The 15,742-nt window shown below is 42.9% G+C and carries 15 protein-coding genes; 12 read left to right on the top strand and 3 right to left on the bottom strand.

Features of this window, described 5'->3' with window-relative positions:
• Window positions 1–48 precede the first annotated feature (48 nt).
• The 9 genes from D469_RS0110975 to D469_RS0110930 all read left to right on the top strand — a co-directional run bounded on the left by D469_RS0110975 (window position 49) and on the right by D469_RS0110930 (window position 9,215).
• Window positions 49–708, top strand: a complete 660-nt coding sequence (locus D469_RS0110975; protein ID WP_018923442.1) for an amino acid ABC transporter permease — start codon at window positions 49–51, stop codon at window positions 706–708.
• Complete coding sequence (locus D469_RS0110970) at window positions 705–1,427, top strand: amino acid ABC transporter ATP-binding protein (RefSeq protein ID WP_018923441.1); 723 nt, start codon at window positions 705–707, stop codon at window positions 1,425–1,427. The genes D469_RS0110975 and D469_RS0110970 overlap by 4 nt, the downstream gene beginning before the upstream one ends.
• Window positions 1,428–1,505: 78 nt before the next feature.
• Window positions 1,506–3,173 (top strand): M20/M25/M40 family metallo-hydrolase, encoded by a 1,668-nt coding sequence (locus D469_RS0110965; protein WP_018923440.1) that lies wholly within the window; start codon window positions 1,506–1,508, stop codon window positions 3,171–3,173.
• A gap of 161 nt (window positions 3,174–3,334) precedes the next feature.
• Window positions 3,335–3,670 carry a nucleoside triphosphate pyrophosphohydrolase gene (locus D469_RS0110960; protein ID WP_018923439.1) on the top strand — a complete coding sequence of 112 codons (336 nt, stop codon included), beginning with the start codon at window positions 3,335–3,337 and terminating at the stop codon, window positions 3,668–3,670.
• A gap of 145 nt (window positions 3,671–3,815) precedes the next feature.
• Window positions 3,816–4,352 (top strand): dCTP deaminase, encoded by a 537-nt coding sequence (gene dcd, locus D469_RS0110955; protein WP_018923438.1) that lies wholly within the window; start codon window positions 3,816–3,818, stop codon window positions 4,350–4,352.
• A 661-nt stretch (window positions 4,353–5,013) separates the two neighbouring features.
• A complete protein-coding gene (gene ilvD / locus D469_RS0110945) occupies window positions 5,014–6,702 on the top strand; it encodes a dihydroxy-acid dehydratase (protein ID WP_026286205.1) in 1,689 nt (562 codons plus the stop codon).
• Window positions 6,703–7,010: 308 nt separating this feature from the next.
• A complete protein-coding gene (locus tag D469_RS20175) occupies window positions 7,011–7,544 on the top strand; it encodes a hypothetical protein (protein ID WP_156816973.1) in 534 nt (177 codons plus the stop codon).
• A 42-nt stretch (window positions 7,545–7,586) separates the two neighbouring features.
• The gene (locus D469_RS0110935; protein WP_018923434.1) at window positions 7,587–7,790 is read left to right on the top strand and encodes a hypothetical protein; all 204 of its coding nucleotides are present in this window, start codon (window positions 7,587–7,589) and stop codon (window positions 7,788–7,790) included.
• Window positions 7,791–8,072: 282 nt separating this feature from the next.
• Window positions 8,073–9,215, top strand: coding sequence for a glycerate kinase (locus tag D469_RS0110930; protein WP_018923433.1), 1,143 nt, complete (start codon window positions 8,073–8,075; stop codon window positions 9,213–9,215).
• An 85-nt stretch (window positions 9,216–9,300) separates the two neighbouring features.
• Here the strand turns inward: D469_RS0110930 and D469_RS20170 are convergent, their stop codons facing one another.
• Window positions 9,301–10,143: a hypothetical protein gene (locus D469_RS20170; protein WP_018923432.1), complete on the bottom strand. Its 843-nt coding sequence runs from the start codon at window positions 10,141–10,143 to the stop codon at window positions 9,301–9,303.
• A 289-nt stretch (window positions 10,144–10,432) separates the two neighbouring features.
• Between D469_RS20170 and D469_RS0110920 the strand changes: the two genes are divergently transcribed.
• Window positions 10,433–10,813 carry a DUF1499 domain-containing protein gene (locus D469_RS0110920; protein WP_018923431.1) on the top strand — a complete coding sequence of 127 codons (381 nt, stop codon included), beginning with the start codon at window positions 10,433–10,435 and terminating at the stop codon, window positions 10,811–10,813.
• A 49-nt stretch (window positions 10,814–10,862) separates the two neighbouring features.
• Here the strand turns inward: D469_RS0110920 and D469_RS0110915 are convergent, their stop codons facing one another.
• Together D469_RS0110915 and recQ are read right to left on the bottom strand one after the other, a co-directional pair.
• Window positions 10,863–12,470, bottom strand: coding sequence for an ABC-F family ATP-binding cassette domain-containing protein (locus D469_RS0110915; protein WP_018923430.1), 1,608 nt, complete (start codon window positions 12,468–12,470; stop codon window positions 10,863–10,865).
• Between the two features lie 54 nt (window positions 12,471–12,524).
• Window positions 12,525–14,345, bottom strand: coding sequence for a DNA helicase RecQ (recQ, locus tag D469_RS20165; RefSeq protein WP_018923429.1), 1,821 nt, complete (start codon window positions 14,343–14,345; stop codon window positions 12,525–12,527).
• Between the two features lie 260 nt (window positions 14,346–14,605).
• Between recQ and D469_RS0110905 the strand changes: the two genes are divergently transcribed.
• Both D469_RS0110905 and D469_RS0110900 read left to right on the top strand, forming a co-directional pair.
• A complete protein-coding gene (locus D469_RS0110905) occupies window positions 14,606–15,142 on the top strand; it encodes a chromate transporter (protein WP_018923428.1) in 537 nt (178 codons plus the stop codon).
• A 42-nt stretch (window positions 15,143–15,184) separates the two neighbouring features.
• The gene (locus D469_RS0110900; RefSeq protein WP_018923427.1) at window positions 15,185–15,715 is read left to right on the top strand and encodes a chromate transporter; all 531 of its coding nucleotides are present in this window, start codon (window positions 15,185–15,187) and stop codon (window positions 15,713–15,715) included.
• Window positions 15,716–15,742 lie beyond the last annotated feature (27 nt).

Here is a 15,742-nt window from a genome sequence, read left to right as displayed (position 1 = left end):
TTCTCCACATTCATAAGCGTTACTTCAACAAGAAGGGATGTAGACAACGTGTACATATTTTCAGTCAATCATTACATTGAAGTTCTGCCATTGCTTCTTGAAGGGCTTCAATTCACACTTTTAATCACCTTTGTCGGGGTTTTTCTAGGTTTTGTGTTAGGGGCCATATTTGGTCTAATGCGCATTTCGAAAAATAAAATTGTCTATGGAATTGCTACCGTATATATCGAAGTTGTCCGGGGCACTCCGCTTCTTGCTCAGATCTTCTTTATTTATTTCGGCTTGCCAGATCTATTAGGTGTGAGCTTGGATAAATTAACAGCTTCTATCCTTGCGATCGCACTTAATGCAGGTGCTTATATTGCAGAGATTGTACGCGGGTCGGTGGAATCAGTAGAAGACGGTCAACGTGAAGCAGGTCGGTCACTTGGTCTTTCTTCCTCCCAAACTATGCGTTACATAATTTGGCCACAAGCCTTGAAACGCATGATTCCGCCGCTTGGCAACCAATTTATTATCAGCTTGAAAGATACATCACTCTTTTCAGCGATTGCAGTGACGGATATTCTGTATCAAGGACGTCAGTATGCCAGTGGTACTTTCACTTACTTTGAACCTTACCTCATGGTTTGTGCGATGTACTTGATTATTACGATCCCATCCATGGTCATTTTGCGCCGCTACGAACGGAGGCTAGAGAAGAAATGATTGAAGTAAAAGACTTGAGAAAATCATTCGGAGAAACAGAGGTATTGAAGGGACTTTCGACGACGATTTATGAAAAAGAAGTTGTATGTGTGATTGGGCCGTCCGGTTCTGGTAAAAGCACCTTTTTGCGCTGCCTGAACTTGTTAGAAGAAGTTACATCAGGCCACGTTCTTATTGATGGAACTGATCTAACTGATTCTTCCACTGACATTAATGACATTCGGAGCAAGGTAGGGATGGTGTTCCAGCATTTCAACTTGTTTCCTCATATGTCCGTTTTGCAAAATGTAACGATTGCTCCGCAAAAAGTAAAAGGGCTGAGTAAACAGGAAGCTGAGGATGCTGCTTTGCCGCTGTTAGAAAAAGTAGGCCTCGCTGACAAAGCGAATACGTATCCTACTAGTCTATCAGGAGGTCAAAAGCAGAGAGTAGCGATTGCGAGGGCGCTTGCCATGAATCCGAACGTGATGTTATTTGATGAACCGACCTCAGCTCTAGACCCAGAACTGGTGGGAGACGTATTAGAAGTAATGAAAGACCTGGCGCATGAAGGGATGACGATGGTAGTAGTAACTCATGAGATGGGTTTTGCCAAAGAAGTAGGAGATCGTGTCTTTTTTATCGATGAAGGAATTTTTATGGAAGAAGGCTCACCAGAGCAGCTATTTGATGATCCCCAACATGAACGGACACAATCTTTTTTAAGCAAAGTATTATAAATGATAACAGGAGCTGTCTCATTGCTAGGCAGCTTTTCCTTATGGCACTGCTAATTTAGAAGGAAGGAGCAATTTAGGATGCATCCTGTTGATATAAGCCCTCACCCTGATAGATTAGAACAGTTGACACGTGCTTTAATGAAAATTAAAAGCGTCAATGGAACCGAAGGAGAAGGCGATGTCATTGAATACGTGAAGCAATTGTTCGAAAATGAATCTTACTTTAAAGAATATCCAGACCATGTCTGGGTGCAGACGGCTCGTCACGATCAGGACCCGAAGCAACGCAAGAACTTATTTGCCTTTTTTCAAAAAGACGTTGAAAGTACTCGCACGCTGATTTACCACGCTCATGTGGATACAGTTGGCATTTCAGATTTTGGTCCGCTGCAGCATGAGGCTTTAGAACCCGATGCCTTAGAGTCGTATTTTAAAGCTTCTCCACAAGATCAAGATAGCCAGCTTGACGCTGAATCAGGAGAGTGGTTGTTTGGGCGGGGGGCCCTTGATATGAAAAGTGGTATTGCTGTTCATATAACGAATTTCCTCTATTTTGTAACAAATCCGGAGGAGCTTGAAGGAAACCTTCTCCTCATGCTTAATTTTGACGAAGAAGGAGAGAACTTCGGTGTGATTACAGCATTAGAAGAGCTTGAGCGCCTGCAAAATGACTTTGGGCTGACATATACGGCCGCAATTAATAACGATTTTTTTACTCCTCTTTATGACGGGGATCCGCTAAAATACATTTATACAGGGGCTGCAGGCAAGGTTCTTCCTGCAGTGTACGTTTACGGCCGTGAAGCCCATGTTGGGGAAACCTTAACAAGCATTGACCCGAATTATATCGCTTCTGCGATCAACAAACGGATTCATAATAACCTTAACCTAATGGAGAGTATTCCGGGAGAAGCAACCCTGCCTCCAACTTGCCTGTACCAGCGTGACAGTAAGCAGAGCTATAATGTACAGACTGCTACAAGCAGTTATATGTATTTTAATTATTTTATATATGAGCACACGGCGAAAGATGTGATGAAGAACGTACTAAAAGAATGTAAAGCAGCTTGTCTGGAAGTAGAAGAAAATCTTGCTCATACGTATCAACAATATATTGAGCACACCGGACTCCCGGCCAAGCCGTACCGCTGGACCGTTGAAGTGACCACTCTGTCATCTTATATGGAGCAACTTAGACAAAGAGGAATTGACGTTGATCAAGCATTAGAACGAATTGTGGCTGAATCCTATGGGGAAGAACCGCGCGATCGTGCCTTTAAAATTGTAGAAACGCTCCAGGCTTTAGATCCTCACAAGCAGCCGCGGGTTATTCTTTTTTTTGCCCCGCCCTATTTGCCTCATAATTATTTACGCAAATATGAGAGCCGGGATGAGAAGTTGTTAGAAGAGCTTGAAAAGGTATTAACATCCGTCGGACAAGAAACGAAAGAGCAATTTGCGATGAAGCAATTTTTTCCATATCTGGCAGACGGGAGTTTTCTCTCCCTTCATGATACAGATGAAGAGATGGCCGCTCTTCTTGAAAACTTTCCGGCGATGGAGCAGTTATATCCAATACCGACTGAGACGATACGAACATTAAATATTCCTTCTATTAATATCGGGGTCTATGGAAAAGATGGCCACAAATGGACAGAACGGGTTCATAAACCATACACATTTGGCATTTTACCGCAGCTCATTCGAGCAGTTACTGTGCGTTTACTGCAAATAAAAGCTGTATGAGCAAAGAAGGAAATTAAAAAGCTCCTGTCGAATCAGACTGAAAGACATTTACTGTGACGGAGAATAAGGTTCTTAATTAGAAGGGCAACATACTACACAGGAACCTAAGAAGGCCTAAACTTATCATCAGTTGGGCCGGGGTAAAAGAAAGAGGTGAAGGTATGCCGATCTACAATAAGCTCGTTCGTGATAAGATTCCAGAGGTTATTGGAGCTTCTGGGAAAGATTATGAATTGCAAGTTCTTGACCGCATGTCATATATGAAAGAAGCTCAAAAAAAGCTGTTGGAAGAAGCTGAAGAGTACCGTGAAGCCAGCAAGGAATCAAATGAAGTAGCGATTGAAGAATTGGCTGATTTGTTGGAGCTTATTTATGCGCTCGCAGAAGAACACGGGGCTACACCTGCTGAACTTGAACATGTTCGAAAAGAAAAAGAAGAGCAAAGAGGCGGTTTTTCAGAAAGGCTGTATTTGGTGAGCGTGGAAGATGATGAATAAAAAGGGTGGTTCCGACTTTTAAGTGGCACAGGCCGATGAAAAAGGACTAGCTGTATAGTTTTTGGGCTACCCACAACCTTCTTCTCATGTTTTAATAGAAGAGTAACTCTTACATAAACTGACCTGATAATGAGGAGGATCTCTGGTGATACTTTCCGATAAAACAATACGAACAATGCTAGATTCGGGCGAACTTGAAGTCACCCCGCTTACCGAAGAACAATTACAGCCGGCTTCAATTGATTTGCGCCTCGGTACCCACTTTTTAAAAATTGACGAAAATCAAACGGAATCGCTGACTCTAGATGATGCGGCAAGTTACGTAGAATTTGAAAATGACGAAGTGATCATTCCACCACATTCCTTTCTGCTTGCTACTACCAAGGAATATATTCGCCTCCCCGACCAGCTCACTGCTTTTGTGGAAGGCCGTAGTTCCATTGGACGTATGGGGCTCTTTATTCAAAACGCCGGCTGGGTTGACGCTGGATTTGAAGGAGAGATTACACTTGAACTTTACAATGCCAACCGCCTCCCGATCCGGCTGACAGCCGGCCGTCGTATTTGTCAGCTCGTATTTGCGCAAATGGACCAAAAAGCGACTAATCCTTATCGTGGCAAGTATCAAGGCCAGCGTAAGGCAGTAGGTAGCAGAGCGTTTGCGGATGATGAAAGCCAATAAGATCACAGTCGGCAGCTCAAGGTACGTTTTCTTGAGCTGCCGTTTCTTTGTTTCGGTGTTTTCGTATTCTCTGTTGTTTTTGTTAGAAACCCGAGAAGAAACGAATCGCGGATCATCCGGTGGGAAAAGGGCAAGAGCTGAAACACTGCAGGACAGGATTTCCCGAGGAGGATGAAACGTTGCCCGTGGCAAAGAAGACACGGCAGCAGCAAATGAGGTGGCTGCCTCTTTCTTCTTAGGAAACCATGAAGTGAAACCATCCAAAATCTAATCATTCACATGTAATTTCCAGAAGAAATCGTCTACTTTCAATTGACTGAAAATTTAAGATGGCGTATGGTTAAAGAGTAGTTTTCACTCATGCTTTACTCATTTAACGAATGGCTCTAATAAAGGACAGAGTTGATGGAATCGTAAAGGGTAAGATGCCTGTGGCAAGCGGGTAAATAAGACTCCACAAAGATGTATCGCCGGGGTGACTTTTGGCCTGGACCAGCAAAGCTGACCGCGGAAACAAAGGAAGTGAAGCTGATGTCGCCCTTGTGCCTGTAGAAAAAGTGAGCAGCCTGAAGCGAATATCAACCACGATTAACAGAGCCTAATGAATAAGCAATTAGTTAAGAAAAGAGTAAGAAAGAGGAAAAGAGAGAGGTGCAAGCGTGTGAGTAATGAGAAGGATTTGCGGATACGAAGTAAAGTGATCAGTGAAGGGGTAAATCGGGTGCCTAACCGTTCTATGCTTCGGGCAGTCGGCTTCACAGATGAAGATTTTAAAAAACCGATGGTAGGTGTGGCGAGCACGTGGAGTGAAGTAACTCCGTGTAACGTACATATTGACGAGCTTGCCAAGGAAGCAAAAGCCGGAGCCAGAGATGGCGGAGGCGCACCGATGATCTTTAATACGATTACTGTCTCGGATGGTATTTCCATGGGTCATGATGGGATGCAATATTCACTGCCCAGCCGGGAAGTGATTGCTGATTCAATCGAAACGGTGACTGGAGCTGAAGCGTTAGACGGAGTTGTGGCTATCGGCGGGTGCGATAAAACGACACCAGGCTGTTTGATGGCTATTGGCCGTCTCAATTTGCCGTCAGTTTATGTATATGGTGGGACGATTAAACCGGGAAATTTGGACGGCAAAGATATCGATATCGTTTCTTCATTTGAAGCGGTAGGAAAGTATCATCAAGGCATCATTGATGATGAAGAACTCCATGCTGTTGAATGCCAGGCCTGTCCTGGAGCAGGAGCTTGTGGAGGCATGTATACAGCCAATACGATGTCAGCCGCTGTGGAAGCTTTAGGCATGAGCATTCCTGGCTCCTCATCGACACCGGCAGTAGATAAATACAAAGAAAGTGAATGTCGCCAGGCCGGAGAACTTGTGATTGAATTATTGAAACAAGATATTTATCCGCGGGACATTATGACAAAAGAAGCCTTTGAAAATGCAATTACTGTCGTCATGGCTCTTGGCGGTTCAACCAATGCGTTTTTACATTTACTTGCGATTGCTCATTCAGCAGAGGTTGACCTTTCTTATGAAGACTTTGAGCGGATTCGAGAGCGTGTCCCACACATTGCGAATTTGAAACCTAGCGGTAAATACGTGTTTGATGATCTGTTTGAGGTCGGCGGTGTGCCGGGCGTTATGAAAATGCTCCACGCTGAAGGTCTGCTTCATGGTGATTGTTTAACAGTCACCGGCAAAACATTGGCTGAAAACCTTGCCGAAGTGCCGGAATTGAAGAAAGACCAAGATGTCATTTATCCACTTTCTGAAGCAATTAAACCTACCGGACCGCTCGTTGTTTTACGAGGAAATCTGGCCCCTGAAGGTGCAGTTGCTAAGCTTTCTGGACAGAAAGTGAGCCGTTTTGAAGGAACAGCTAAAGTATTTGACAGTGAGGACACAGCCACCACAGCTATTATGGATGGCGAAATTAAAGAAGGTGATGTTCTCGTCATTCGGAATGTAGGGCCAAAAGGTGGTCCTGGCATGCCGGAAATGCTTTCTCCTACTTCAATGATTGTTGGCCGTGGATTAGGTGGAAAAGTAGCTCTTCTCACAGATGGTCGTTTTTCGGGAGGCTCTCACGGTTTTGTCATCGGTCACGTGGCTCCTGAAGCACAAGCAGGCGGGAACATTGGCCTATTGAAGGACGGAGACACGGTTGAAATTGATGGAGACACACAAGAAATCAATATGAAAGTTTCCGAGCAAGAGCTTGAGAAACGCCGACAAGCTTGGCAGCCTACAGCAGCTAAGAAAAATGGTGCGCTAGCAAAATATGCGAAGCTTGTATCTTCTAGTGCACGTGGCGCAGTCACTGATTACGAATTGTAATTACACTTATGTAACGTTGTAAGAAGCTGTCCGAAAAGGGCAGCTTTTGTTTTTGATCATTTGACCTATATTTTTTCAAAAAATTACAAAATATTTTTATAATTTGTAATTCTTTGTGCTATAATTAATGTGATTTTAGTCTATGGCGCTGATAGAACTAAAATCTATTCACTTTTTGTCAGTAGAGCACATTATGAAGTGAAAATGGCAGCTTTTCGCTCTCATAGAAAACTCGTAAAAAGTGAAAACAGCAAGTAGGATAAAGGAGGAATTGCGTATAAACTCTTTAAAGAATGGAGAGAACGGTTATGAATATGTCGTGTAGAGTAGAACAATTTTTAGAGGAAGGTGAAGCATTTTATCCTGCCATTGAACCTGGGGTAGGTGACGGGGCGGGAGTATGTTTAAAAGGGGAGCAACTAGAGATCTGGCCGCTTACTGCTGATCAGCTGCTTGATAAAATTCTAGATTATTTTGGTACAAACCTGGCATCAAATCGAAAGCGCTATGGGCAATTTCTTTTAGGTAAAAAACAGTTGCTTCCAGTCCCTTTAACTGGTTCGTTGACGTTAATCCCGTACCATTCAAGAGAGAAGGTAGGCAGTCAAGCAAGAACGGGCTGGGTCGTAGCACATAATGTAGCGGGTTTTCGGAAAATTCAAAATTACGTTAGTGAAATTGTCACAACTACCCATGACGTGACTGTGTATCATTCTAGAAACTTTTGCTTTGAACAATTGAAAAATGCTCGTTTTGTCCAGCATGGCTATCGTGAGATCCATAATTTAGATCAGACCGACAAACGCTGGAACTTTTTTAAAGGGGACATGAGCCTGATTTAAGCACAGCTTAATGAAATATAAGCAAGGAAAGGAGGTTTCATAATGAGCAGACCCCCTTTAAATGGAAAGCTGAAGTTACAGTTTGAAGGTCTGGATGCTGATGGAGAATATTGTACGATCCTTCAATCGTATGTTTATGTAGCACTGGACCAAAGTGGTAACGATCTTGGGCAATTGAGTCAATCCATAGCAAATTGTTCAAATTTACACCTAGAACATATAGACACATTTAAAGAACCGTCTTAAGATAGAAGAAGGCGGTAGAAAAGATGGGGCGTCCTTGCAAGTAGTTTAAGGTATGAAAGGCAGCCAGCAGAATATGTGAGACTTCCTCGGCTCAAATAACAGAGTGAAGCCTCTCAACGAGCCGGTTGTGGCTCTAAAAGAGGCTGAACCTTCGCTCGAGAGAGGAGTATATTCCAGATGCTTTGGCCGAGAACTGACTTGTGGGACGTCCCCCATTGTACAGAATGTTTTCTTACATAACTCCTAAAATGCAAACGCTTAACTTAAGGAAGTGAAAATGTTATGAATATTGTTATTGCTCCAGATTCTTTTAAAGAAAGCTTAACGGCCGCTGAGGCAGCCAGTGCGATCGCTCGAGGGATTCAATTAGTTAGCGATGAGGATCAGCTCCATATGGTTCCGATGGCTGATGGCGGTGAAGGAACTGTCCAATCTCTCATTGATGCAACAAACGGAGAGCTAAAAAGTGAGCAGGTTATTGGTCCGCTTGGAAGTCTGATCACAGCTGAATACGGCGTTTCAGGAGATGGTGATACAGCATTTATTGAAATGGCATCAGCTTCTGGATTAGAATTAGTCCCTCCTACTGAACGGGATCCGATGCGAACCACTACTTATGGCACCGGACAGTTAATTCAAGCTGCGCTTGATCAAGGTGCCCGCCACATTATATTAGGTATTGGCGGGAGCGCTACCAATGATGGAGGGATTGGTATGGCTCAAGCCCTGGGCGCTAGTATAAAAGACGAACACGGTGAAGAAGTAGAATATGGAGGCCAAGGGCTCCAACAAGTGGCGAATATTGATATCTCCAATATGGATGAGCGCTTACAATCTACTCGTTTAGAAGTAGCTTGTGATGTAGACAACCCTTTAACAGGTGAAGAAGGGGCCTCCTTTGTTTTTGGCCCACAAAAAGGCGCCTCCGAGGAAATGGTGAAAGAATTGGACCAGGCAATGGAGAAGTACGCAACTGTAATGGTGCGAGACCTCGGACTCAATGTTGAGAACACAGCTGGTGCAGGGGCGGCTGGAGGGTTGGGAGCAGGATTATTAGCTTTCGCAAAAGCGGAATTAAAACCTGGAATTGACCTAGTTATTAAGATTACTGGCCTTGAATCCTTCATAAAAAGGGCAGATTTAGTCATTACGGGAGAAGGAAGAATGGACGGCCAAACGATGCATGGCAAAACACCGGCAGGAGTGGGGAAGTTAGCAAAAAAATATGATCTCCCTGTATTTGCTATTGCAGGAACGGTTGAAGTGGACTACTTGCAGTTAGAAGAAACCGGGATTGATGCTGCCTTTAGCATGTTAAATCGCCCAATGTCTTTAGAGGATGCCATTGCTGAAAGCACTTCTTTACTCGTTCAAAAAAGCGCCAATCTAAGGAGGCTTCTCCAATTTCAACTTGGAATGAACTAGCATGAAGGTAGGCCCAATTGTGAGATCTTCAGGGATAAAAGAAAAAGGCTTTTCCGCTGTTATAGGTGGAAAGCCTTTTTCTATATTATTCGTCTTCTTCTTCATTTTCTTTATCAGAGGCTTCTTCTTCGCCTTCGTCTTCCTCGTCCTCATCTTCCCCTTCATTCTCAGTTGATTCTTCTTCTACTTCTTCCTCGTCTTCTTCTTCTTTTTTCAAATGTTCGGGGTAGACTTCATTAGAATCAGAGGATTCTTGTTCTTCCTCCTCTTCATTTACAAATTCAGAATTTTGTTCTTCTGATTCTTCCTCTGATCCTTCTTCTAGTTCTTCTTCATTCTCATCTTCCTCAGTTATGTCTTCCTCTTCTTGATTACTTTCTTCTTCATTTTGCTCATCTTCCTTGGATGAGTCTTCATCTTTATCTTCGGATTCGGAGCCTTCGTCTTCATTTTCTTCAGAATCCTCTTCGTCGACTTCGTCCTCTTCTTCAATTACTGTTTTTGAAGATTCTTCTGGAGAAGAATTCGTTTCTTCTTCCTCATCTGCTACTTCTTGCTCCTGATTGTGGTCCGCTTGTAAATCTTCACCTGTGACATCAAGGTCGCTTAAATCAGGGCCTGTCTCAGTTTCTTCTAGTTCTTCTTCTGGAGGTGAGGTACTATCGCTCTCCTCATTACTGGACGGAGGATCTGATTCAGTTTCGTCTTCTTGAGTATCCTCTCTGTTTGGCGACTCATCGTACGGATTATCAGAAGAGGTGGAGTCTGTGTCTTGGTTTTCATTTGATTCATTGTCTATTTCATTAGAGATTTGTTGTTCGGATTGAGAAATTTCATCCTGTTCGGTATCATCGTTTGTCTCACTCGTTGAGGCACAAGCTACAAGGCCAAGTGACATAATACTAAAGACTAACGTTTTATAAATCAAAAGGGAGCACCTCCTCATATTACCTAGCTCTATCATATCGCAATTAAGCTTGGGGGAGGGTAACAAGCAGATAACAATCTCTTTACAAATTCTGCCGAACTCCGTCGGAAAGTACTAATCCTTTAGATTGAATGGAGTAGTTTTGGTATAATTAATATTATTAAATCTTAAAGTTGTCACAGGTGAATAACAGCTGAAGTAATCGGGAATGAACGTTTGAATAAGTAAACAACTTGATTATACGATCGAGATAATAAAACTGAGGATTAGACAAAGGAGATACGCACTCATGGAAATGGGGTACAAGCTCACTCGATTTTGGAAAGATGGAGAGGAAACACGTGATCATACTTCAATCGAAGAATTGCAAACCAGATATTACCGTGCTTCACAAAAAGATGTATTACAATCGCTTGAGACGGTAGTGAAAAAGAATATTCCGGGAGAAGTTGTAAGTGTAGACCAGGAACGAGGCGAGATGGTTATAGACATTCAAGAAAGAAGCCGAAGATATGATATGGTGATTACGGTAGTCACCATGGAGTTCCGGGAAGTAGCAGTTGATGTAGTTTCTACTGTTCGTAATCGCAAAGGGGATTTAGGGAAAAATAGGCAATGGATCGCTCAAGTGTACGGGGCGCTGGATCGTTCCTTCGAACGAAAACAGTAACAAATACATGAAAAAGAGGGAGTGTCCAGGAGACGCTCCCTCTTTTTCATTAAGGCGTATCTTTAATTAAATGTTCTTCTGCTAAATATTCTTCATAACTTAACTTCTTGTCAACCATGCCTGTCGGTGTGAATTCAATGATTCGGTCCGCAATAGTTTGGATGAATTCATAGTCATGAGAGGAGAAGATCACGGTCCCTTTAAACTCAACAAGCGCATTGTTCAAGGCTTGAATAGCTTCAAGGTCCAGGTGGTTTGTTGGCTCATCAAATAAAAGAACATTTGCACCTGATAGCATCATCTTCGAAAGCATGCAGCGAACTTTCTCTCCTCCGGATAAAACGTCAGCTTTTTTCTTGGCTTGTTCACCTGAAAAGAGCATGCGTCCGAGAAAGCTGCGAATAAAGGTTTCACTTTGATCTTCAGGGGAATATTGACGAAGCCAATCAATTAACGTGAGCTTTGAGCCTTCAAAGTAGGCAGCATTGTCTTTCGGGAAGTAGGACTGAGACGTCGTTTTACCCCAAACGTAGTGGCCAGTGTCAGGCTCCATTTCACCAGCAAGGATTTTAAGAAGAGTGGTTTTGGCAACTTCCTGGTTACCTACTAACGCAATCTTTTCATTTGGCTGCAAGGTGAAATTGACATTGTCCAATACTTTTTCGCCATCAATGGATTTCGATAAGTTTTCCACCGTAAGCAGGTCATTGCCGATTTCACGTTCTGGCTTGAAGTGTACATAAGGGTACTTGCGCGAGGATGGTTTAATATCATCCAGCTCAATCTTATCTAATGTCTTTTTACGTGAAGTTGCCTGTTTTGACTTGGAAGCATTCGCACTAAATCGGGCAATAAACTCTTTCAGCTCTTTTATTTGCTCTTCTTTCTTGCGGTTTTGTTCCTTTGCCATTTTTTGAGCCAACTGGCTGGATTCATACCAGAAGTCGTAGTTACCGACATACAATTCAATTTTACCAAAATCAATGTCAGCAATATGAGTACATACTTTGTTTAAAAAGTGACGGTCGTGAGAGACGACAATGACTGTGTTCTCAAAATTAATTAAGAATTCTTCGAGCCATTTGACTGCTTGAAGGTCAAGGTGGTTAGTCGGCTCGTCCATAAGGAGAATGTCAGGATTCCCAAACAAAGCTTGGGCGAGAAGCACTTTTACTTTCTCTCCACCGACAAGTTCGGCCATTTTCTTATGATGAAGATCGTCGCTGATCCCTAAGCCATTTAAAAGCATTGCAGCCTCAGTTTCTGCTTCATAGCCATTCATTTCAGCGAATTCACCTTCGAGTTCGGCTGCGCGCATGCCATCCTCATCGGAAAAATCTTCTTTCATATAAATGGCTTCTTTTTCTTTCATCACTTCGTAGAGCTTTTGATAGCCCATTATTACAGTTTCGAGCACTTCATATTCTTCATATTCGAAATGATCCTGCTTGAGAACAGCCATGCGCTGGCCTTTATCAAGCTGAACATCACCTGTTTGTGCTTCAATTTCACCAGATAAAATCTTTAAAAAAGTGGATTTGCCTGCCCCATTAGCTCCAATCAACCCATAGCAGTTCCCGGGAGTAAACTTGATATTGACTTCTTCAAACAGCTTTTTATCTCCGTAACGTAATCCTACGTTATTACAATTAATCATTTACATACATCCTTTTAATTATAGTCCACCTTCTATGATATCATGTCTGAACACTTACTGCGAGTAGGTAGACGCGGAATCTTTATTGTCGCTATAAGTGGCTGAGCTTTGGATATAGTCTTGAATTTTTTCAAGAAATATTGAGCCATATGTCTGCAGTTTATGTTCTCCAACCCCTTTAACTTCTAGCATTTCTTCTTCAGTTTGCGGTTCTAGGGTGCACATTTCTTTTAAGGCCCGATCAGAAAAGACCATGTAAGGAGCAATATTCTCAGACTGGGCAATTTCTTTACGCAATGCCCTCAGTTCAGGGAAGAGCGGGTGTTCTTCAGTTTTATCTTCATCAAGGGATTTAGGAAAAGTTTCTTTCCGGTAAACTTCTTTTTTTCCCTGGAGAACAGCTTTGGCTTGTTCAGTTAAGCGTAGTACTGGGTACGTCCCTCCGGTAAGCGTGAGATAACCTTCGGCTGTTAAGAAATCGATAAAGCTTGTAATTGTTTTTTGATTTTTTTCTTTTAACAACCCGTAAGTGGATAGCTCATCAAAGTGTAGGTCTTTTATGCGTTGGTTGGCAGAACCGGCTAACACTTGAGCTACCATTGCTTTGCCAAAACGTTCATCCATGCGCTTGACGCAAGAGAGCACCATTTGTGTTTCTGTCGTAACATCAACAGTTTCACGAGTGTCTGTACACGGTCCGCAGAGGCCGCATGGTTGAGTAGTGGCATCTCCGAAATAATTCAGAAGATACGTCGCCAGGCAGGTCTCAGTGTGGGCATAGGAGATCATTTTCTGGAGTTTATCATATTCAAGTGTTTTACGCGCTTCCGATAATTCAGATTGGTCCAGAATGTATTGTTGGGTACGAATATCTTGCGGATGATAAAGCAGAATGCAGTCGCTTAATTCCCCGTCCCGGCCAGCACGACCTGCTTCCTGATAGTAAGTTTCCATGTTTTTTGGCAGTTGGTAATGAATAACGTAACGCACGTCAGCTTTATTAATTCCCATTCCAAAAGCAGTAGTAGCCGTCATTACCTGAATGCGATCATGTACAAATTTTTCTTGCTGCCATTGCCGTTCGGTGGCACCCATTCCGCCGTGATAGACACCTGCTTCTATGCCTTCCTTATGAAGAAGGCGATAAAGGCGTTCTGCCTCTTTTCTGGTACTTGTGTAAATAATGCCAGATTCATCTTTACGCTTCTTTATAAAATCGAGAGTGTAACGATCCCGGTCTCCCCCTTTGATAACATGAAAGCGTAGGTTGTCACGGAAAAATCCGGTGTTAACCACATGTTCAATATTTAATGTTTCGCAGATTTCCTTTTGTACAGCAGGTGTTGCTGTAGCCGTTAAGGCAATCAGAGTTGGTCGCGAACGAAGAGAAGAAAGCATGGCTGGAAGGTGTAAATAACTGGGCCGGAAGTCATGCCCCCATTGCGACAGGCAATGGGCTTCGTCTAAGGCAATTAATGATATCCCTCGTTCATCCAAAGTCCTGACGATAAATTGATTCTCTAAACGCTCGGGTGCAAGGTAGAGCAGTTTCAGCTCGTGATTGGACCGGATTTCTTGCAAACGATCCTGCACTTCTTCCATTGTTAGTGTGCTGTTGATATAGGTAGCTTCGATGCCTAGAGCTTTCATTTCATCTACTTGATCTTTCATAAGGGAAATAAGAGGAGAAATGACGACAGTTAAGTGAGAAAACCGCAGCGCGGGAATTTGATAGCACACTGATTTCCCACCTCCAGTCGGCATGACCCCAAGGGCATCTTCTCCATGTATAACCGTCTGTATCAGTTTCTCCTGTCCTTCACGGAAGGAATTATAACCAAAGTAATTTTTTAAAAGCTTGCGCGCTTTATCCAATCGATTCAACCTCCAGTCAAAAGAGCCAGGTGGCTTTTTTGACACGATTCTATCTGATGCAGCTAATTTTTGAATTTCAATTGCAGTATGAACTTATCTAGCCATTATACGCGATATCATCTGTTGTTTCAGCCCAGTTCCAGGAAAGATTATATGAAAACTTCCACTATGCAGGTCGAAAACAAACATGATACTTTAATAGAATGAATCACTAGAAGGCATAAAGGGGGGAAGTATCAACAGTTGTTTGATACACTGCCATGAATAAACAAGCAAAGATCTTTTTAGCCTTTTTTCGACCAGGTATATTAGGGTACGGTGGAGGACCGGCTGCCATACCTCTTGTCCATAAAGAAGTAGTGGAAACATATGAATGGATGGATGATGAGGAATTTGCCGATGTGCTGGCACTTGGAAACACACTTCCAGGTCCAATTATTACTAAGCTTGCAGGTTACATTGGGTATCGCATAGGCGGAACAGCTGGAATGATTAATGCCATTGCAGCTTGTGTTTTGCCGACAGCAATCCTTATGATAGTGCTGCTTGCCCCATTGTTACAGTACCGGGATGAAGCGTGGGTGCAAGGCATGCTTCAAGGAGTCATCCCAGTAGTTGGTGTGATGCTGCTCATTTTAACCATTCAGTTTTTTATGAAAGGAAAAGAACAGACGGGATGGTTGACCGCTTCACTCCTAGGTGCAGCTGGTCTTTTATTCATAGGAATATTGAGTTGGCATCCAGTATTTATTATTGGAGCTGTGATGGTTTATACATTAGGGAAAAAGAAGAAATAAAGTGTTTAGCTTACGGGGTTGTTTTGAAAGGATGTTTCTGTTGTGATCTATATTGAAATCTTTTTAGCCTTTTTTTGGCCCGGCATATTAGGTTACGGAGGCGGACCCGCTTCAATTCCACTCATTCAGTATGAAGTGGTTGATCGATATGAGTGGATGACAAATACAGAGTTCAGTGAAGCGTTGGCGTTCGGCAATTCACTACCAGGGCCGATAGCTACAAAAATGGCCGGCTACATTGGCTATGATGTAGCAGGCATCTCCGGAGCTTTTGTTGGTCTTTTTGCGACGATTGCTCCTTCCTTATTGTTAATGTTTGTGCTGCTTGGCTTTTTATATAAACATAAAGATAATCCGAAAGTAAAACGTATGACTGCCTGGATTCGCCCAATCATCGCTATATTACTAGGCGTTTTGGCTTTTGAATTTTTTTGGGAAGCTGGAATAGACAGCGGCTGGCTTCATACGGCGATTATCGCGGTAATCAGTTACTTTTCGTTAGAAAAATGGAAGGTACATCCAGCCCTTGTTATCGTGGGTGGTTTGGCGTACGGTTTGATCTTTCTTAGTTAGCGGCTGTTAATAACGGTGGATAGAGAA

The sequence above is a fragment of the Salsuginibacillus kocurii DSM 18087 genome (assembly GCF_000377705.1).
Classification (GTDB): domain Bacteria; phylum Bacillota; class Bacilli; order Bacillales; family Marinococcaceae; genus Salsuginibacillus; species Salsuginibacillus kocurii.
Note: the sequence above shows the minus strand (reverse complement) of the source record. Positions and strands in the feature narration are given on the sequence as shown.

Bases quoted from the DNA above. Each gene is read 5' to 3' on its own strand.
- D469_RS0110915 (WP_018923430.1), bottom strand. From the start codon at position 12,470: ATGATTAATTGTAATAACGTAGGATTACGTTACGGAGATAAAAAGCTG.
- D469_RS0110960 (WP_018923439.1), top strand. From the start codon at position 3,335: ATGCCGATCTACAATAAGCTCGTTCGTGATAAGATTCCAGAGGTTATT.
- D469_RS0110935 (WP_018923434.1), top strand. From the start codon at position 7,587: ATGAGCAGACCCCCTTTAAATGGAAAGCTGAAGTTACAGTTTGAAGGT.
- D469_RS0110930 (WP_018923433.1), top strand. From the start codon at position 8,073: ATGAATATTGTTATTGCTCCAGATTCTTTTAAAGAAAGCTTAACGGCC.
- D469_RS0110920 (WP_018923431.1), top strand. From the start codon at position 10,433: ATGGAAATGGGGTACAAGCTCACTCGATTTTGGAAAGATGGAGAGGAA.
- D469_RS0110970 (WP_018923441.1), top strand. From the start codon at position 705: ATGATTGAAGTAAAAGACTTGAGAAAATCATTCGGAGAAACAGAGGTA.
- D469_RS0110905 (WP_018923428.1), top strand. From the start codon at position 14,606: ATGAATAAACAAGCAAAGATCTTTTTAGCCTTTTTTCGACCAGGTATA.
- D469_RS20175 (WP_156816973.1), top strand. From the start codon at position 7,011: ATGAATATGTCGTGTAGAGTAGAACAATTTTTAGAGGAAGGTGAAGCA.
- D469_RS0110965 (WP_018923440.1), top strand. From the start codon at position 1,506: ATGCATCCTGTTGATATAAGCCCTCACCCTGATAGATTAGAACAGTTG.